The organism is Bacteroides rodentium JCM 16496 (assembly GCF_000614125.1).
GTDB lineage: Bacteria > Bacteroidota > Bacteroidia > Bacteroidales > Bacteroidaceae > Bacteroides > Bacteroides rodentium.
In genome coordinates, this window is record NZ_BAKJ01000008.1 from 87,605 (window position 1) to 107,082 (window position 19,478).

The 19,478-nt window shown below is 46.9% G+C and carries 11 protein-coding genes and 4 pseudogenes; 8 read left to right on the forward strand and 7 right to left on the reverse strand.

The genetic code is table 11. The features are described from left to right. Position 1 precedes the first annotated feature (1 nt). On the reverse strand, positions 2-985 hold the full coding sequence (locus JCM16496_RS05505) for a GNAT family N-acetyltransferase (RefSeq protein ID WP_025832882.1): 984 nt from the start codon (positions 983-985) through the stop codon (positions 2-4). A gap of 104 nt (positions 986-1,089) precedes the next feature. Here JCM16496_RS05505 and JCM16496_RS05510 point away from each other — a divergent pair, with 104 nt between their 5' ends. From JCM16496_RS05510 to JCM16496_RS05535, 6 genes are all read left to right on the forward strand, one after another. Beyond that, a complete protein-coding gene (locus JCM16496_RS05510; RefSeq protein WP_025832883.1) occupies positions 1,090-2,370 on the forward strand; it encodes a DUF4026 domain-containing protein in 1,281 nt (426 codons plus the stop codon). 92 nt (positions 2,371-2,462) lie between these two features. Beyond that, positions 2,463-2,999 (forward strand): nitroreductase family protein, encoded by a 537-nt coding sequence (locus tag JCM16496_RS05515; RefSeq protein ID WP_025832885.1) that lies wholly within the window; start codon positions 2,463-2,465, stop codon positions 2,997-2,999. A 2-nt stretch (positions 3,000-3,001) separates the two neighbouring features. Further along, on the forward strand, positions 3,002-3,337 hold the full coding sequence (locus tag JCM16496_RS05520) for a hypothetical protein (protein WP_025832887.1): 336 nt from the start codon (positions 3,002-3,004) through the stop codon (positions 3,335-3,337). Positions 3,338-3,341: 4 nt separating this feature from the next. Further along, entirely contained in the window at positions 3,342-4,139 is a 798-nt protein-coding gene (locus tag JCM16496_RS05525; RefSeq protein ID WP_025832889.1) for a Rossmann-like and DUF2520 domain-containing protein, read from the forward strand. Between the two features lie 79 nt (positions 4,140-4,218). Further along, complete coding sequence (locus tag JCM16496_RS05530; RefSeq protein ID WP_025832890.1) at positions 4,219-4,749, forward strand: KdsC family phosphatase; 531 nt, start codon at positions 4,219-4,221, stop codon at positions 4,747-4,749. A gap of 46 nt (positions 4,750-4,795) precedes the next feature. Continuing rightward, positions 4,796-5,377: a Maf-like protein gene (locus tag JCM16496_RS05535; protein ID WP_025832892.1), complete on the forward strand. Its 582-nt coding sequence runs from the start codon at positions 4,796-4,798 to the stop codon at positions 5,375-5,377. On the opposite strand, the gene JCM16496_RS05540 is transcribed toward JCM16496_RS05535, so the two are convergent. The 6 genes and pseudogenes from JCM16496_RS05540 to pheS all read right to left on the reverse strand — a co-directional run bounded on the left by JCM16496_RS05540 (position 5,374) and on the right by pheS (position 13,141). Continuing rightward, on the reverse strand, positions 5,374-7,566 hold the full coding sequence (locus tag JCM16496_RS05540) for a tetratricopeptide repeat protein (RefSeq protein WP_025832893.1): 2,193 nt from the start codon (positions 7,564-7,566) through the stop codon (positions 5,374-5,376). The two genes, JCM16496_RS05535 and JCM16496_RS05540, sit on opposite strands and share 4 nt — an antisense overlap. A gap of 81 nt (positions 7,567-7,647) precedes the next feature. Beyond that, positions 7,648-8,671, reverse strand: a pseudogene (locus tag JCM16496_RS05545) (porin). A 76-nt stretch (positions 8,672-8,747) separates the two neighbouring features. Continuing rightward, complete coding sequence (locus tag JCM16496_RS05550; protein ID WP_025832896.1) at positions 8,748-10,007, reverse strand: phosphoglycerate kinase; 1,260 nt, start codon at positions 10,005-10,007, stop codon at positions 8,748-8,750. Positions 10,008-10,095: 88 nt separating this feature from the next. Next, positions 10,096-10,770 carry an endonuclease III gene (gene nth, locus JCM16496_RS05555; RefSeq protein ID WP_025832898.1) on the reverse strand — a complete coding sequence of 225 codons (675 nt, stop codon included), beginning with the start codon at positions 10,768-10,770 and terminating at the stop codon, positions 10,096-10,098. Continuing rightward, a pseudogene (locus JCM16496_RS05560) lies at positions 10,767-11,962 on the reverse strand (MFS transporter). The gene nth and the pseudogene JCM16496_RS05560 overlap by 4 nt, the downstream one beginning before the upstream one ends. Positions 11,963-12,106: 144 nt before the next feature. Then, on the reverse strand, positions 12,107-13,141 hold the full coding sequence (gene pheS, locus JCM16496_RS05565; RefSeq protein ID WP_016273196.1) for a phenylalanine--tRNA ligase subunit alpha: 1,035 nt from the start codon (positions 13,139-13,141) through the stop codon (positions 12,107-12,109). Between the two features lie 356 nt (positions 13,142-13,497). Between pheS and JCM16496_RS05575 the strand changes: the two are divergent. Then, positions 13,498-16,142: pseudogene (locus JCM16496_RS05575) on the forward strand (zinc-dependent metalloprotease). A gap of 34 nt (positions 16,143-16,176) precedes the next feature. Further along, positions 16,177-19,469, forward strand: a pseudogene (locus tag JCM16496_RS05580) (SusC/RagA family TonB-linked outer membrane protein). Positions 19,470-19,478: the final 9 nt, after the last annotated feature.

The window sequence follows — 19,478 nt, forward strand, 5'->3', positions numbered from 1 at the left end:
ATCATTCATACATCTTTATCAGCACCCGATTCAGCCAGTTCCAACGAAAACGGAACCAGCGTCGGGTGCTGCTTTGTTTTCCTCCAAAGCGGAGAACGAACTCACGGTAGCCATGTTTACGGAAGGGAAGTCCCACGTCCATGAATTCCAAGTGTCGGTATCCGCGTTGTTTGGCATCGTCCAGTGCTTTCCATACGGCAAGAATACCCGGATATTGCAGGGCATAAGTCTTGCGCATGCCACCTGAGAACCATAGATAGGCGCTATCATCTGAATAAATGCATGCACTGCCACCGATAATCTTCTCCTTATAAGTGACGATGAAGATTTTGCTTTGCTGCCCTTTTGTCAACTGGTTTTCGAGATGCTGAAAGAACTTGATGCTGGGGAAGTGGCGCCGTATCTTGGAAGAATATACGTGGCGCAACATCTGGGCAAAACAGAGAATCTCCTCTTTGGTACGTGCTTCCCGCACTTGGGCGCCGTTTTTGAGTCCTTTCTTTATTTGCCGGATACGTGACGGGCTGAAACGCTCTTCCACCTTTTCGATGCTGTGCAGCGAGTTGCGCACCCGCAGCCAATTGATGGCGATGTATTGGTTGTCGCGGAAGGATTTGTATCCGAACATGGCATTTTCCAGGTTGCGGAACTCGATGAGAAAAGAATCGCGCAATGCTTCATTGGTAAGCCTTTGCAGCATGTCACTGAAGATAGTCTCTTTGTCTGCCTCGTTATTGAAATATTCTCCCGTACCGTACACTTCACATCTTTTGATGATGCCGGGGGGAAACATGCGGACACTTTTACGTATAGCGGCAAGCAGTTTTGCAACGGGCTTGTCATCTTCGGATGCCACAATGAGTATGGGGGTATACCCCGGAGTTGCCTCGTAGATTCGGAACAGCTCTGTGGAATGGAAGGTGTTGGTGCCTGGCAGGTCAGGAACCTTGCTCCCACGGTAATATGTAGTGAGTTTGAGGGGCATTGCTTGCAAACTTAACAAAAAAACTGAAATTTCGGTTGGCATGGGTAGGCTTTTTTATTAATTTTGTCATTATGGCTGAAGTCTTACATAAAAAGGATAGATATATGATTTTCAAGAAAAAGAAAACGGTTCTCGAAGAACAAGCATTGGGCTATTGGGAAGAGTCCTCTTACATGATGGCAGTGCCCAAGGGCAGTAAAGTCGATTTGTCAGTACGCCTTTTTGAGCGCGTGGCTGCTATCTCTGGAGTGGAATTGTTGAAAAAACGTTTGCCTGATGAAGACGAACCGGGATATATGGAAGTCGGATATGATGGCGAAGTGTATGAAATAGGTTTTTATGAAGGTGATTTTTCAATGCCTGATATGTTTAATCGTCGGGATTATTATTTCACTGACGAAGAACTGAATGCTATTGGTAAAGCCGATAGGGCACTTACAGTGTTTATGAAGTTCGGTGTTGACGGGCAGAAGTCCTACCATCTGCAACTGAAGATTGCTGTAGCCATGGTGCCCGACCTGCTTGCCATTGTGGACGAAAGTGCCGAGAAACTGGTTTGTGCTCGGTGGGCCACTCTGGCTGCCGACTCGGCGGTAGTTCCCGGAACGAGTGTTTTGTTCACGGTACATGCTGTGGCCGGTGAAGGAGGCGAGGTGTGGTTGCATACGCACGGATTGAACCGTTGTGGTTTGTATGAACTTGAGATTCTGAAATCAGACAAGGAGAATTACAACAACCATTATTACTTGATTTCCACCCTTGCCAGTCATCTGCTCGATAAAGACGGCAAGCCTTCCGAACCAGGTGCTGGCGTATATATCGGGATGTTGAATGACCGTTTGCCGATAGTGGCCACCTACGTTTCGTGGACAAAGGCGCTGGATGAGTACCGGAGCCTCGCCCTTGGCAGTGTGGACGACCGCAAGGAAGGGCACAACGGTCGCACGGCACCCGTGTTCATCTATACGAGTGAGGACGACGAGAAGAAGGGCAGACTGCGGAAGGTGTCCGAATACGATAGCATGTGGGGCGAGAATCCGCTATTCTTTATCAGTACCCGCGAAACCAATCGCATGAGTGCGTTGGCTCGCGAGCGTTTCGGTCTTGTAAAATACATGGCAAAGAAGGACGAAGGCTCTATCTTGCTTAAAATTGGCTTGAAGACAGACAGTGCCGAGCAGGCTGACGACCGCGAACATATTTGGTTCAAGCTGTTGGAGTTTGATGGAGAACGCTTCAAGGGACAGCTTATACAAGAACCTTATGACGTCAGCCACATGCACGAGGGTGATGAAGCGTGGTTTACGGTAGAGGATGTGACCGACTGGATAATCTATTTAGAGGAATTTTCGGTTGCTCCGGATACTGCCTATCTGCTTGTCTGATACAAAAGGAGGCAGGGAGAAGATTGTAAGGCTTTTATTCGCCATTCCCGGATATTTTATCTAAATTTGCCTTCGCTAAACACGAATATGTTATGGAAAGTTTCAGTGAATTGATAAAAGCACGCCGCAGCATGCGGAAGTTTACAGAAGAAGAATTGACACAAGAACAAGTCGTTACTTTGATGAAAGCAGCCCTGATGGCACCCACGTCGAAGCGCAGCAATGCATGGCAGTTCATAGTGGTGGACGACAAGGATAAATTGAAGGAATTGTCCTATTGCAAGGAGCAGGCGTCGCAGTTTATTGCCGATGCGGCACTGGCAGTAGTGGTCGTTGCCGACCCGCTGGCAAGCGACGTGTGGATAGAGGATGCCTCCATCGCCTCCATTTACCTGCAACTTCAGGCCGAAGATATGGGGCTGGGAAGCTGCTGGGTGCAGGTGCGCGAACGTTTTACGGCTTCCGGTATGCCTTCCGGCGAGTATGTGCACGAGGTGTTGGATATTCCTTTGCAGTTGCAGGTGCTCAGTGTTATTGCTATCGGCCATAAGGGGATGGAGCGCAAGCCTTTCAACGAAGACAATCTGCAGTGGGAAAAGATACATATCAATAAGTACGGAGGAAAGTAACAGTGAGTGCAGCAAAAGCAAACAATAATCGTGATACATATAAAGCCACTGCCATCACACTGATTGTATTCGGCATTCTTTACTTGGTGGACAAATTGGTGCATTTTTCCGCAATCGGCTTGCCGTGGGTGATGAATAAGGATAATTTTCTGCTGTATACCGCAGTGATTTTTTTGCTGTTCAAGCATGACAAGTCGGTGGGATTGGTATTGACAGGCTTATGGCTGATATTGAACTTCGGGTTGATAACTGCCTTGCTCGGTACGATGTCGGCTTATCTGTTGCCGTTGGCATTGCTGGTATTAGGGGCTATTTTGTATTGGTTGGCAACAAGATAAGCGTATGGCGGGAAGAAGTATAGAAGATACGTCTATTGCCTTTATCGGTGCCGGAAATCTGGCTACTAATCTGGCAAAGGCTCTTTATCGGAAAGGGTTCCGTATAGTGCAGGTCTACAGTCGTACAAAAGAATCGGCGCAGGAACTGGCACAGACGGTGGAGGCAGTATATACCACGGAGCTGCAGGCGGTTACGAAGGAGGCGCAGCTTTATATCGTTTCGCTGAAGGACGCGGCGTTTGTAGAATTATTACCCCAGATTGTTTCTGGAAAGGAGAATGCTTTATGGGTGCATACAGCCGGCAGTATTCCTATGAATATTTGGCAGGGGCATGTAGCGCGTTATGGAGTGCTTTATCCGATGCAGACTTTCAGTAAGCAGCGTGAAGTGGATTTTGGACAGATACCGTGTTTTGTGGAAAGCAATTCGGAAGAGGATGTGCAGCTTCTGAAGGACATCGCTTCCGCCCTATCGGAAAAAGTGTATGAAGCAAGTTCCGAGCAGCGCAAAAGTTTGCATCTGGCGGCCGTGTTTACGTGCAATTTTACCAATCACATGTATGTGTTGGCTGCTGAGCTGTTGAAAAAGTACGGGCTGCCGTTCGAGGCAATGCTCCCCTTGATAGACGAGACGGCCCGCAAGGTGCATGAGCTGGAACCGCTTGCCGCACAGACAGGACCGGCTGTACGCTATGATGAGAATGTCATTGACGAGCATCTGCGGATGCTTGCCGATGAGCCGCAAATGCTGGAACTATATCGGGAGATTAGCGAGAATATACATCGGTTGGCAATAAGATAGCCGGATGCCGATGCTTGCCTCTTTTGAACTAATGTTTTGCTGTATATAGGTATATTATAATGAACAAGAAAAAAGTGCAATGAGTACCATAAACTATGATTTGAAAAAGATAAAAGCCCTTGTTTTTGATGTGGACGGTGTGCTGAGTGCCAATGTTATCCCTATGAGTTCGGAGGGTGAGCCTCTGCGTACGGTCAACATAAAGGATGGTTATTCCCTGCATTTGGCTGCTAAGCAAGGTGTGTTGCTGGGTATAATTACGGGTGGACGTACAGAAGCGGTCCGCAAGCGTTTTACTTCTTTAGGTTTTGAGGATGGAAATATCTATATGGGTTCTTCTGTTAAAATCCATGATTACCATGACTTCCGTGACCGTCATGGCTTGAAGGACGAGGAAATATTGTATGTAGGTGATGATATTCCCGACTTGGAGGTGATGCGTGAGTGTGGTTTGCCGTGTTGTCCTAAGGATGCTGTGCCTGAGGTAAAGGCTGTGGCTCGCTATATTTCGTATACAGAAGGCGGTTATGGCTGTGGTCGCGACATTGTGGAACAGGTATTGAAAGTGCAAGGGCTTTGGATGGCAGATGAAAAAGCTTTTGGTTGGTAGTTGTTTCAATCGTTAAATTGTAAATCGTCAAATCGTAAATGACATGATGTTGGATAATCTGAAGAAATATAAGGTGATTCTTGCCTCTAACTCTCCGCGAAGGAAAGAATTGCTGGCTGGTTTGGGAGTGGAATATGAAGTAAGAACTTTGTCCGATGTGGATGAATCTTATCCCGAGACGTTGCGGGGAGCGGATATTCCTCTCTACATATCCAGGGAAAAGGCGGATGCCTACCGTGATATGATGCATCCGGACGAATTGATGATTACGGCAGATACCATTGTCTGGTTGGATGGACAAGTTCTCGGAAAGCCCAAGAATAGGGAAGAAGCTATGCAGATGTTGCGCGACATGTCCGGACGTACCCATGAAGTGTTTACCGGTGTATGCATCACTACCACTGAGTGGCAACGCAGTTTTGCGGCGGCAACAGAAGTGCGTTTTGCCAAACTGAACGAAGAAGAAATTGCCTATTATGTGGACAAATACCAACCCATGGATAAAGCCGGAGCGTATGGTGTACAAGAGTGGATTGGATTCATTGGGGTGGAAAACATATCCGGGAGTTACTATAATATAATGGGGCTCCCCGTACAGAGGCTGTACAGGGAGTTGTTGGAGGTCTAAACCAGATCCATCATTAGAGGGATGTCTTTTTCACTGATTCCTTGTCTGACAAGTGTTTCTTTGTCTTTACCGAACATTTCTCTAAAAATCTCCTGCCCGCCATATTCCAAAGCTGCTTTACTGTAAAGTTCTGCAGCTTTTTCTATTTTGCCCGTTCTCCAAGCAATATGTCCGGCATTGAGATAGTCTGCCGCGAGTGGTTTGGAGACGAGTATCTTTTCGTAATACTTCATTGCTTGCTCATACTTGCCGTTGACAAACGAACACCAGCCTATAGCACGCCATGCTTTGATGCAATTGCTTTCGATGAAATCAAGTTTGAAGAAATATTGCAGAGCCTCTTCATATCTTTCCAGTTCGGCAAGGCAGCTTCCGGCGTAGAAAAGGACATTATGGCTTTCCGGCTGGATTGCCTCCACTTTCTTATAGTATTCCAGTGCAGAGGCAAAGTCCCTTATCTGCCGGTAGCACGTAGCGAGATGACGGATTGTCCAGACATGGTCGGGCTTTAGTACATCGGCTTTCAGGTAGGCGTCTATCGCTTCCTTATACCTCTTTTCCTTTTGCAGGCAATAGCCAGCCTTTTGGAAAATGTCTGCATTTGCATGGTTCAAGGCTATCAATTCCTTATAAAGCTCCAATGCTTCTGCCGGGTGCTCTTTGCGGAAGTGGAAGTCGGCAATGGTAATCAGCAGCTCGGGTTTGCACAGGATCTCTTTGAGTGCCGGGATACGGTGCAGGGCAATCTCTTCCTTGAAGATGTCACGGAACTCGTGTCTGCGCTGGCTTAACTTGAAGAAACGGTATAAGTCGTGGACATACTGGTTGCTGATGACATCCGGTCGTTCGGCATACTGCCGCAAAGCGGAGGATTTGCTTTCGTCCATGAGTGCGTCCAAATCCTGGGAAGTCATCTGGCTGAGCATCATCGTACGCTGTGACTGTGGTATATGTGCCATTGTAAAGCAAAGGGAATACTTGTCACTATTGCAGAAGAAACCGGATTGGAGGATAAGGGAGAGGATGGCATTGTCTCCGGTAGGCTTGAATCCGAATTCCTTGATGATGCTGGAGTGATGCATGTCGAACGGATAGAACCAGTTGTACGGTTCCTTAAAGAACGGATAAGTCTTGAGTTGTGCAAACGTACTCATATAGACATCAGCACCTTCCAGCTGTAATTCGTTCATCTCTCGTATCTTGTCTCCCAGTCCGGAACTTTCAAAAGCTTTCTCCCAATCCGGATTAAGATCGTTTTCCTCAGGGTTCTCTTCAAAACCGAACTTCATGTTGCGCATGATGTTCACATTCCTCATCATCTCCGGAATGATTTCTTCACGCATCTTCTTGTCTATCTTTTCCGTTTCCTGGCTACGGAGCAGCTCGATGTAAATACGGTTCAGTTGCTTGCCGAAACTGCCGTCTTCATTGAGCAGGGAAAGGCGGGCTGTCAATTCGGGATAAAGCGACAAACGGGTGGGATGAAAAAGAAGAGCAAAAACGATACCTACCAAAGCCCGTTGGTTTACTTGCGTATTGGCATGCGTTACGGCGTCCAGCAACCATGAGAATTTACGGGTATCAAAGCATTCCATCAGACTGAGCATGACGGCACTGGTGAACAGGCACAAATCATTGACGGGAAGCATTTCTGATTCCAGTAATCCTTTGGCTTGCTGTTCGTCTTCTGCAGACCAGTTGCTGTTACTCCATGTGGAAAGGAAAAGAACCTGGGCGGTTTGTTCGTGCCGTTGCAGTACGGCGTCCATACCCTGGTTGTCCGGCATCAGCTGACAAACGGCCAAGTCATCAGGGAAAGATTCCAATACCTTCTGCAGTGTGGCAATGCCGTATTCTTTGGGGAGGCGTTCCCGGTTATTGCGCAGGGAATGGTAATAGTGTGTGGAAACTCCGTCGAGGAAAGACAGACGTGCCTGGTCGGCGACTTCCCAAGTTTCGGTCAGAATCTGGCGATATACTTTCTGTCGTTCAGGATCGTCGATTCCCTGGCGCATGTATTGCAGCATGTACTGATAGGATGTCTGAGCTTGTTCCAAGCGGTTGCGGAGTGTCCAGTCACCGCTGTTCCAAAGAAAGGCTTCCAGTTGGGATTGTGCTTCCTTCAGCCGTTGCTGCTTGAGTAGAGTAACGATATGCTGATATTGTTCTTGTATGGCTTGTTCGTTCATAAATCAGTCTCTTTTGGGGTATGTATTTTATAAAACTACAAAAAGGATGCCAAAAAGTTCATAAATTTCCATTTCCCCATCTCAGAAACGAACTTGCAACTGTGCTTGAAGCAGGTTTGAGTTTTCTCCTTTATGGCGGTTACAGTATGTATACTGGGCTTGCAGACGGCATTTGGGATAGAACCAATACTGTACACCTGCTACATAATTGGTCTGTTTATCGGAAATAGTTTTATTTTTGTTGAAATAGTCATAAGAGGCTATTACGTCAAATTTGGGAAGCACATGCAGATACGGTTGCATAGTAACCGTCACTTTTAACGTGTCCGTCTTCTCCAGCCAAATATTCCGTACGTACATCTACGGATTTTGTTTTGATGGTGGCACCTGCCGACCAGCGGTTTCGGGTGTAATTCTCTCCTATGGCTATGTCCGGATTAATGGAAGAAGCGGCTACGGCGCATCCTTTCCCTTTAACAAAGGAACCGCCGACGGACAACCATTTCAATGGATGTACCATAAGGCTGCCTACAATATCTTTCTGATTGTTTTTATCTTTTAGGTTGATGCCTTGTCCGTTCATGATGGCAAGGTTATAAGTCATCAAAGAGTCGAACAAGTCTCCATAAATCAACAATCCCATATCACGACCGCTTGCAGAGCCATACAACGGATCACTGCCATTGATACCGGCCAGGTAATTGACGGCTTGAGAATAACAGTTTATTAATTCGACAAAGCAGGGAGACATTGGGTTCTCAATGGTATACATGGTTTTGAACTGTCCGATACGTGCTGTGAGCTGGGGTAGAAAGCGGTATTCCGTGTAGGCTTCCAGGATTTTTCCGGTATTGGCAAAGCTGTACATGAAGTAAGCCGACCATTTATCGGTGATTTTACCGCGCGCCATGAAGATAACTCTCTTTATATCGAAAGTATTGCTGGTACCTTCGCCCGCATCATCGTATGTATATCCCACTTGGGCATAGCCGGAGAGGGAAATGCGGTCTTTTAAAGTGTTGACTACATCATTCAGACAAGCATCTTGTGCTTTCAGGATGCATGTGGCTGATAAAAGGATGCAGGATAGTAGAATTCGTTTCATTATAGGGATAAGGATAGTAGTAAAAAAGGCAACCCTTTTTTCAAAGAGCTGCCTTTGGGTGTTATTTTGCTTGTTTTTATTCGTTGATAGCAGCGATACCCGGAAGAACTTTTCCTTCGATTGCTTCGAGCAATGCACCGCCACCGGTAGATACGTAAGACACGCCGCTTGCCAAGCCGAACTTGTTGACACAAGCTACAGAGTCACCGCCACCTACGAGTGAGAAAGCACCGTTCTTGGTAGCTTCTACGATAGCTTCGCCTACAGCGCGTGAACCGTGAGTGAAGTTCTCGAATTCGAATACACCCGTCGGACCGTTCCAAAGGATGGTCTTGGAGTTCTTGATGACATCTGCAAAGATCTTTTCAGTCTCAGGACCGATATCAAGACCTTCCCAGCCATCAGGAATTTCGTCAACCGGGCAGAACTTGGTGTTGGCATCGTTGGAGAAAGAATCGGCAATCTTGGCATCAACAGCCAAAACAAGGTTTACGCCTTTTTCTTTTGCTTTCTTCACCAGGTCAAGAGCCAAATCCAGTTTGTCATCTTCGCAGATAGAAATACCGATTTTGCCGCCCATGGCTTTGGTGAAAGTATAAGTCATACCGCCGGCAATAATCAGGTTGTCTACCTTGTTCAGCAGGTTTTCAATGATTTCAATCTTGGAAGAAACCTTGGAACCACCCATGATGGCAGTAAACGGACGTTGGATATCGTTCAATACTTTATCAACTGCCTTTACTTCTTTTTCCATCAGGTAACCGAACATCTTGTTGTCCTTGTCGAAATATTTAGCGATCAATGCAGTAGAAGCGTGTGCACGGTGAGCGGTACCGAAAGCGTCGTTTACATAGCAATCTGCATAAGAAGCCAATTTCTTGGTGAATTCTTTCTGGCTTTCCTTAACAGCAGCTTTGGCAGCCTTCTTTTCTTCGTCTGTAGCATCTTCGGCCAAACCGCGGGGTTTGCCTTCCTCTTCAGCGTAGAAACGGAGGTTCTCGAGCAACAACACTTCACCCGGTTGCAGAGCAGCGGCCTTTACGGCAGCTTCTTCACCCATGCAGTCGTTAGCAAATTGCACCTCAACACCCAACAGCTCTTCGAGATGCTTCAGAATGTGCTTCAAAGAGAACTTGTCAGCCGGACCTTTCGGACGACCGAGGTGAGAACCGATAATTACACTACCGCCATCGGCCAAAATCTTCTTCAATGTAGGAAGAGCGGCACGCATACGGGTATCATCTGTAATGTTAAAGTTTTCGTCCAAGGGTACGTTGAAGTCCACACGAACGAATGCCTTTTTTCCGGCAAAGTTAAATTGATCAATTGTCATAATACTCTATTTTATTTAAAAGTGTTACTAAATTCTTTTTAGTGAGCGCAAAGTTAGCATTTATTTCTTTTTTTTGCTATGAAACCGTTGTTTATTCTTTGTCTTTGCCGCTCTCTTTGCTAACTTTATATTTCTGGCAGTAATATTTGCACATTAATTGCAAACCGCAGGTATCACATTGTGGAGTACGTGCCTGGCATACATAGCGACCGTGCAGGATAAGCCAGTGGTGAGCTATGGGGATGTCTGTTTCAGGTATATGTTTTACCAATTCTTTTTCGACACTGAACGGAGTTGTACATTTGTCTGATACGAGACCCAGGCGATGGCTGACGCGGAACACGTGTGTGTCTACTGCCATAGCCGCTTTGTTGAAAACGACGGATTGGATGACATTGGCTGTTTTGCGGCCTACGCCGGGCAGTTTTACCAGTTCTTCGAGGGTATTGGGGACCTCACTGTTAAAGTCTTTCACCAGCATCTGGGCCATGCCTACAAGATGCTTGGCCTTGTTGTTGGGATAGGACACGCTGCGGATATACTCGTATACCACGTCGGGAGTCGTAGCGGCGAGTGCTTCGGGAGTAGGGAAGTCCCGGTAAAGGGCAGGGGTAATCATATTAACGCGTTTGTCTGTACACTGTGCAGAGAGAATAACCGCTATCAACAGTTCGAACGGATTGTCATAATGCAACTCTGTTTCGGCTATGGGACGGTTTTCCCTAAACCAAGCAAGGATTTTTTCATAACGCTCTTTCTTTCTCATCTTAATTTGTTTTTATGATAGTGAGGAGATACTTTCAGGTTGAAATAGAAGATGGAGATAACCGTGAGGCAGGCCCCGAAGAGATAGGCTTTGTCAAAACTGCTAATCTCGGCAATATATCCGCCTGTCAGCATACCGATGCCAATACCTACATCCCAAGAAGTGAGGTAAGTGGAGGTAGCTGTTCCCCGCTGGCTGTTGGGAGCCAAGTTGACAAACAGCGTGTTGTATGCCGGAAACATGATACCGAATCCTACTCCAAGCAGCAGGGCTACGACGAAGAATACAATACTGCACATCACATCGTCCCACCGAATGACGTAAACGCATGTTGATAGCAGGAAGAAACTGGATGCCACGATATAGAGTCCTGCTGCAATGACTTGTGTTATTTTCCCTTTATCACTAATTTTCCCGAAAATATGCGTGAGATTGCCATACCCGCCGCCATGAAAGTGAAGAAGAAGCCTGTGGTGACGTGCAGGCCGATTTCCCGGGCATACATGGCTACATAGTTGGTTGTCATTCCGTAAGGAATAGACAGCAGCAGCAAGCTTACACCTGCCGGAATGCCTTTCAGCAGAATGAAGCGGTCCAGCGATATAGGTTCCCTCTTTACAGGAGGTTTATAGGGCGTTTTCACCAATGAGGCACAGATGAATCCGGCGAGGCAAGAGCAGAGTGAACAGCAAAAAATGGTAGTGAAACTCATGCCGGCATCATGCAGAAAGAGTCCCGACATAGGACCTACAGCCATCGCAATGTTGTTGGACAGCCCGTAATATCCAAGTCCCTCTCCACGTCTGGATGAAGGCATAATATCAATGACTACAGTATTGCCGGCTACTGTCACCATGCCGAACGAAAACCCATGTATGATTCTGAATAAGATGAACAAGGTGAGCGCCCCCGCAATGATATACCCTGCGAATATGCTCATAAAAATAAAGTACGCCAGCAAATACAGAGGTTTGCGTGCAAAACTATCCAAGAAGTAACCGGAAAAAGGACGGATGCACAAGGCGGCTACCGTATAACATGAGAGAATAATACCTATGGTAGAGCTTCCAACACTGAATACTTCCGATAAATAAAACGGTAGTACAGGAATCAACAGCCAAAAGCCAAAGTATAGTAGAAAGTTGGCTGCAAGGATAAAGCAATAGCCGGGAGTAATGAGCCTGTCTTTCATCGGATGGATATTTTAAAAGGTATATCAAAATACTTATTCACCACAGATTACACGGATTTACACAGAGAAGATTCTTTTATACCAGCATCTTTAAAAATGAATCTGTGTAAATCCGTGTAATCTGTGGTGAATGCAGCTCTTGAATTAGTAAGCGCTCTCGAATTCTTTCAAGAAGCGTGTGTCATTTTCAGAGAACATACGAAGGTCTTTTACCTGGTATTTCAGGTTGGTGATGCGTTCGATACCCATGCCGAGGGCATAGCCGCTGTACACCTTGCTGTCGATACCGTTCAGTTCCAGTACATTCGGGTCTACCATACCGCATCCCAGAATTTCTACCCAGCCCGTGTGCTTGCAGAAGGGGCAGCCCTTGCCACCGCAGATGTTGCAGCTGATGTCCATTTCGGCACTTGGCTCTGTGAAGGGGAAGTAGGAGGGACGCAGACGGATTTTCGTATCACTGCCGAACATCTCCTGGGCAAAAAGCAGTAAAGCCTGCTTCAGGTCGGTGAAAGATACATTGCGGTCTACGTACAAGGCTTCTACCTGGTGGAAGAATGCGTGTGCACGGTAGCTGATGGCTTCATTACGGTATACACGTCCCGGACAAAGCACGCGGATAGGAGGCTGTGTAGTCTCCATGACACGGCTTTGCACGCTGGAAGTGTGTGTGCGGAGAATGATGCTGTGCGATACGTTTTCTGTATCATTTTCGATGAAGAATGTATCCTGCATGTCGCGTGCCGGATGGTCTTCGGCAAAATTCATGGAGGAGAATACGTGCCAGTCATCTTCCATTTCCGGTCCATCGGCAATGTTAAATCCCATACGGGCAAATATATCGATGATTTCGTTTCTCACGATGGAGAGCGGATGGCGGGTTCCTAATTCTACCGGGTAGGCTGAACGGGTCAAGTCAATATCGTCGCAGCCGGTATCCTGGCTTTCGAACTGTTCTTTCAAAGCGGCAATCTTTTCTTGTGCTTTGTTTTTCAGTTCGTTCAAGCGCATACCCACCTCTTTTTTCTGTTCGGCGGCTACATTGCGGAAATCTGCCATCAAGTCATTGATGGCTCCTTTTTTACTGAGGTACTTGATGCGGAGTGCCTCTAATTCCTCGGCGTTAGCGGCTTTCAGCGCCTCTACTTCCTGCAGAAGCTGATTGATTTTAGCTATCATATCGTTGTTATCTTATTTATTTTCTAAGTTAAAAACGGTGCAAAGATACAATATTATCATTGTTTTGCCTCCACTTGGGGAAGATAATTTGGTATCAGTGGTACAAAATTTTATGTGAAGAAGAAATGATAGAGGATAGGAGAAAAAGCGATATATATGTAAAAGTCTTCATATTGTTTATGGAAAAAACATAAATGAGCGTTGTTTAGTGACTTTTAAAATATACTTTTACTATCTTTGCGCCCCGTTTACCGTTCTATGGAGGTAGAACAGACTGGCGGTTGGTATTTATTAACATACGTCAAAGAGAGAGAGTTAACGGACTAATTGTTGCATTAAAGTTAGAGTTTGAATTGATGAAATTGAAGACAATCCTGCCAGTCGTGGCAGTTGCGGGAGTACTCATGTGTGAGCCTGCCGTATTGTTGCATGCCGGTACATCTGATTTTGCTTCTCCCGAAGCTATGGGATGGTTCCGTAAGAAAAAGAAGAGTGAAGCCAAGGATAGCGTTCAATCCAAGAGCGACTACGAGAAATTGACTGGTTCCGATGCTATTGCCCGAAAGGGAATGTTCAATGTTTACCAGAAGAAGAGCGATTATTACTTTGAAGTGCCGGCAAGGTTGCTGGGACGTGATATGCTGGTAGTAAACAAATTGCAGCGTGTTCCTTCCGAACTGAATGAGGCGGGCGTAAACCGCGGAACGAATTACGAAAACCAGATGGTACGCTTCGAATTGGACAAGGCTGCCGGCAAGTTGCTGGTGCGCCAGAGCCGTCCTCTTCCGTTGGCGCCGGATGAGGATGCCATACGGCAGTCCGTACTGGATAATTATATTTCTCCGCTGATAGCCGGCTTCAAGATAGAGGCGTTCAATAACGACTCTACGATGATAGTAGTCAAGGTGAACGACATTTATGATGGTACGGAGACGAGTATCAATAATGTCTTTACGAATATCAATCTGGGAACTTCGGCCATCAAGAATCTCTCCCGCATTTTATCTATCAAAGCTTTTGAGAACAATGTGGTGGCTACTTCCGAGTTGACAACTAAGGTGACCGAGGGAACAACGACTGTGTTTGTTACGGTCGAAGTCAGTTCCTCTTTGTTGTTGTTGCCGGAGAAACCGATGATGGGACGTCTGGATAGTCCACGTGTAGGTTATTTTACCAATCCGTTATTGAATTACAGTGACGGTCAGCAGCGTGTAGACAAGAAACCGTTCATCACCCGCTGGCGTCTGGAACCGAAACCGGAAGACCGGGAGCGTTACCTTCGCGGTGAATTGGTGGAACCTGCCAAGCCGATTGTGTTCTACATCGAGAACTCTACGCCCCGTCGTTGGCGGAAATATATCAAGCAGGGAATCGAGGATTGGCAGGCTGCTTTTGAACGTGCCGGATTCAAGAATGCCATCGTTGCAAGGGAGCTGACGGACAGCATGAATGTGGATAAGGATGACGTGAACTACTCCGTGCTGACCTACGCCGCCTCCACCAAAGCCAATGCCATGGGTCCCTCTATCCTCGACCCCCGTTCGGGCGAGATATTGGAAGCGGACATCATGTGGTGGCATAATGTACTGGGCATGCTCCAGGAATGGATTACAGTGCAAACCGGTGTCGTACGTCCCGAAGCAAGAGGAGTAAAGCTGCCGGATGAACTGATGGGTGATGCCATGCGTTTTGTGGCATGCCATGAAGTGGGTCACTCGCTGGGCTTGCGTCACAATATGATTGCTTCCTGGACTTTCCCGACAGATTCCCTGCGCTCCAAAACATTTACGGACCGTATGAATACCACTTCTTCCTCTATCATGGACTATGCACGTTTCAACTATGTGGCACAGCCGGGTGACGGTGTTACGGCACTTTCTCCCCATATCGGCCCGTATGATATGTTTGCCATAGAATACGGTTATCGTTGGTATGGTAAAGAAACCCCGGAGGCAGAGAAGGACTTGCTTGCCGACTTCCTGAGCCGTCATACAGACCGTTTATATAAATATAGTGAGGCGCAGGATGTACGTGATGCCGTAGACCCGCGTGCGCAGAATGAAGATTTGGGCGATGATGCCGTCCGCTCGTCCCTGCTGGGTATTGAGAACTTGAAGCGTATTGTTCCTCAAATCATCCAATGGACTACCACCGGCGAGAAGGGGCAGACTTATGAAGAAGCTTCCCGCCTATACTATGCGGTTATCAACCAATGGAACAATTATCTTTATCATGTATTGGCAAACATCGGTGGTATCTATATAGAGAACACGGTTGTGGGAGACGGACAGAAAACCTATACTTTCGTAGAAAAAGAAAAGCAGCAAGCTGCCCTGAAGTTCCTGCTGGACGAAGTGCTGACCTATCCCAAATGGCTGTTCGACACGGAAGTGGGAGAGTACACCTACTTGCTACGCAACACTCCGCTGGGCGTAGTGGAGAATGCGCCGACACAAGTGTTGAAGAATGCCCAATCCTATATCCTTTGGGATTTGCTGGGCAACAACCGCCTGATGCGTATGTTGGAGAACGAATCGGTGAACGGCAAAAAGGCTTTCACGGTGTAGAGCTGATGGATGGCCTGCATCGCAACATCTTTGCCACTACGGAACGCGGTGCCTTGCCGGACGTCATGACACGTGCCTTGCAGAAGAACTTCGTAGATGCGCTGATTACGGCAGCCGCCGAAAGCGAAGGAGTGAAGATAAACAAAAAACTGATGGACAACCATTTCTTGCTGGACCATCAGACTGCCTTTTGCAGTTGTGACGAGCATGCCGGTAAGACCTTGGATGCCGACCGTATGGGGGCCCACCGCGAACTGAACTTCTACGGTTCGCAGATAAACCGCGTATCGGATGTCATCTCCGTGAAGCGTGGCGAGTTGCTCCGCATCAAGGAACTGCTTCAGAGCCGTTTGGGTACATCGGATATAGCCACTAAATATCATTATAAGGATCTGATTTTGCGTATCAATACGGCACTGGGGATTAAGGGTTAGGGATTAAGGATTAATTTAATTTTATATGTAACGCATGAAAAAACGTGTATTAATCGTTTTGTTATGCCTTGTAGGAGCTTTGTCATCTGCTTTTGCTGCAGAGAAAAAAGTCCAGGGCGTAGTAATATCTTCTGAGGATAACCTACCGCTTATCGGTGCTTCCGTCTATGTGACTGCGGAAGACTTGAAAAAGGCGGGAAGTGCTCAGACTACAATGGGGGTCATCACTGATGTGGATGGTCAGTTCTCTATCGCTATACCTGCGGGGATAACCCGTTTCTTTTGTAGCTACGTGGGGTATGACGTATTGGAAGTGAAGCTTGTTCCGGGAAAGGAACATTATGAAATAACACTTCATGCATCTTCCCAAATGCTCGATGCCGTTGTTGTGACGGGTTACCAGACGGTGGAGCGCCGCAAGCTGACGGCAGCGGTATCCAAACTGGATATATCGGACGAGACCATCGGTGCGGTAAAAAGTATCGACCAGGCGCTTGCCGGACAAATTGCCGGACTTTCTGTCAGCCCGACTTCCGGTGCTCCGGGTGCTCCGGCAAAGATACGCATTCGCGGTACCGCTTCATTGAATGGTACACAAGACCCTTTGTGGGTGCTGGACGGCATTCCTTTGGAGGGAACGGATGTTCCCGAACCGGATGAGCTGAATGACATCACCAACATGAAGCAATCTTCCATTGCAGGTCTGAATCCGGCAGATATTGAGAATATCACCATCCTGAAGGATGCGGCAGCTACTGCCATCTATGGTGCGCGGGCAGCCAATGGCGTCATTGTGATTACAACAAAGAAGGGTAAGGTCGGTAAACCGGTTATCAGTTTCTCGTCCCGGTTTACCTATACTCCTACATTGAGCCTTGACCGGTTGAACTTGCTGAACTCAGCGGAGAAAGTAGGATTGGAAATGGATATGATCCGTAACAACTATTCTCCTGACAATCATAAAGGAGGCGTATATAATATTCTTTCCAATTACAATGAGTTGTCTGCTTTCCAGAATGGAGGATGGGATGCTTTGAGCAGTGATACACAAGCTGCCATCAACCGTTTGAAGAGTGTTAATACAAACTGGGGAGATATCCTTTTTCGCGATGCTTTCAGCCAGGAATATAACTTGAGCCTTTCCGGCGGTACGGAAAGGGTTACGTATTATACCTCTTTCGGCTATTATAAAGAGGATGGAAATGTGGACGGTGTGGGTATGGACCGTTTCAACTTGGTAGGAAAGACTTCCTATAAGGTGAACAGTATACTGAAAGTGGGTGCCTCCATGTTTGCCAACCGTCGCAAAAATACCAATTACTTGACAGATGCATACGGTATGTCGAATCCCGTGTTCTATTCACGCAAGGCTAATCCGTATTTTGAACTTTATGACGGGAATGGCAACTATAATTACGACTATGATATTCAGAACAACACTGATAAGGATTTAGGATTCAACATCTTTGAAGAACGGCAGAACACGTCCAATGAAAGCGTGGTGAATTCTTTTTCATCTATATTTGATGCAGAGCTACGGTTCAATGACAAGTGGAAACTGACTTCCCAGTTTGGCTATCAGTTGGAAAAGACTTCCAGAGAAGAAATAGCGGACTGGGAAAGCTATGCCATGCGTTATTACTATAAGTTGAGCGAATACTCCCAGGGCGGAGAAACCAAACACTTCCTGCCCGAAGGAGGTATGCAGAAGTCTTATGAGAACTCCAATTCACAGATTACCTGGAAGGCGATGGGAGAATATCGCGACAGCTTCAATGATATTCATGAACTGGAAGTGATGGCGGGTACCGAGCTGCGCAAGACCTGGTATGAAACCTTGTTCTCGGCAGGGTATGGCTTCGACCGCAAGACGTTGACGACCAAACCGGTGATTTTCCCCAACGAAAGTTACGCCACGTCTTTCCCGCTCCATCAGACGACTTATAAGGAGAATGCTTATGTGTCTTTCTACTCTACGGCCTCCTACTCTTTATTGAACCGCTACACGGTGGGAGGAAGTATCCGTTTTGACGGTTCCGACCTTTTCGGTGTGGATAAGAAGTACCGCTATCTTCCTCTTTATTCTGTCAGTGCCTTGTGGCGTCTGTCACAAGAACCGTTTATGCAGCAGGCCAAGTGGGTGGATAACCTGGTGTTCCGTGCATCTTACGGTCTGCAGGGAAATATTGACAAGAATACTTCTCCGTTCCTGCTGGGTACATATCGGTCGGAGAGTATTTTGCCCGGTGTGTCGGAAGATGTAATTATCATTAATTCCGCTCCCAACAAGAAGTTGCGTTGGGAAAAGACGCAGTCTGTCAATGCCGGCTTTGATTTTTCTGTATTGAACCAGGCTATCAATCTGAGCGTGGACTATTATTACCGTAAGGGTACCGATTTGATAGCTTTGCGCATGCTTCCTCTGGAGACGGGCTTTACTTCGATGAACGTCAACTGGGCAAGTATGGAGAACAAAGGTGTGGAAATCAGCTTGTCTACCCGTAACATAACGACAAAGAACTTCTCCTGGTACACAAATTTCAATTTTGCCTATAACGGTAATAAGGTATTGCAGGAAAACATACCGGAGCAGCAGACCACTCCGGGACGTGAAGGCTATCCCGTAGGGGCAATTTTCGCACTGAAGACTGCGGGAGTGAATAAGGAAACCGGTAATATGATGTTCTATAATCCGGAGGGAGAGAAAGTGACCTTGAAGGAGCTTTACCGCCTGAAGGACGAGTGGGGGATAGGTATTGCCTCTTCCGATGTAACTGCAGCCGAAGAGAGAACCTTTTATTCGTATATCGGGAGTAGCGATGCTCCTTATACGGGAGGTTTGATTAATACCTTCAGCTATAAAAACTGGGAGCTGAATGTCAATTTCTCTTTGACGTTTGGCGGGTACGTACGTACGCAGCCTCTTATGACATCATCAATCCGGATTATGGCAAGAACTATAATGCGGATGTGCTGAACCGCTGGACTCCGGAAAACCCGAATGCGGAGCTCCCGGCATTTATGCTGAGTGCTTCCAGCCCGGAAGAGTATTCCTGGTATGATTCTAAAACCATCTGGAGGGATTTGGATATCTGGGTGAAGAAGCTGAACTACGTACGTTTGCAGAATCTGCGTCTGGGTTACCGTATCCCTGAGCTCCTGACAAAGCGTTTGGGAATGAACTCGGCAACGGTATCTGTTGAGGGACGCAATCTCTTCGTGTTTGGTTCGGGATATAATAACTACATGGATCCGGAGTCGATGTACAATCCTTATGCAACTCCCGTACCCAAGTCGGTTACATTCAGTTTGAACTTGAATTTCTAACTTCAAAAG

What these genes read in the sequence shown, in the direction of transcription:
- JCM16496_RS05505 (WP_025832882.1), bottom strand. Translation starts at nt 985, where the DNA reads ATGCCCCTCAAACTCACTACATATTACCGTGGGAGCAAGGTTCCTGAC.
- JCM16496_RS05510 (WP_025832883.1), top strand. Translation starts at nt 1,090, where the DNA reads ATGATTTTCAAGAAAAAGAAAACGGTTCTCGAAGAACAAGCATTGGGC.
- JCM16496_RS05515 (WP_025832885.1), top strand. Translation starts at nt 2,463, where the DNA reads ATGGAAAGTTTCAGTGAATTGATAAAAGCACGCCGCAGCATGCGGAAG.
- JCM16496_RS05525 (WP_025832889.1), top strand. Translation starts at nt 3,342, where the DNA reads ATGGCGGGAAGAAGTATAGAAGATACGTCTATTGCCTTTATCGGTGCC.
- JCM16496_RS05530 (WP_025832890.1), top strand. Translation starts at nt 4,219, where the DNA reads ATGAGTACCATAAACTATGATTTGAAAAAGATAAAAGCCCTTGTTTTT.
- JCM16496_RS05535 (WP_025832892.1), top strand. Translation starts at nt 4,796, where the DNA reads ATGTTGGATAATCTGAAGAAATATAAGGTGATTCTTGCCTCTAACTCT.
- JCM16496_RS05540 (WP_025832893.1), bottom strand. Translation starts at nt 7,566, where the DNA reads ATGAACGAACAAGCCATACAAGAACAATATCAGCATATCGTTACTCTA.
- nth (WP_025832898.1), bottom strand. Translation starts at nt 10,770, where the DNA reads ATGAGAAAGAAAGAGCGTTATGAAAAAATCCTTGCTTGGTTTAGGGAA.
- pheS (WP_016273196.1), bottom strand. Translation starts at nt 13,141, where the DNA reads ATGATAGCTAAAATCAATCAGCTTCTGCAGGAAGTAGAGGCGCTGAAA.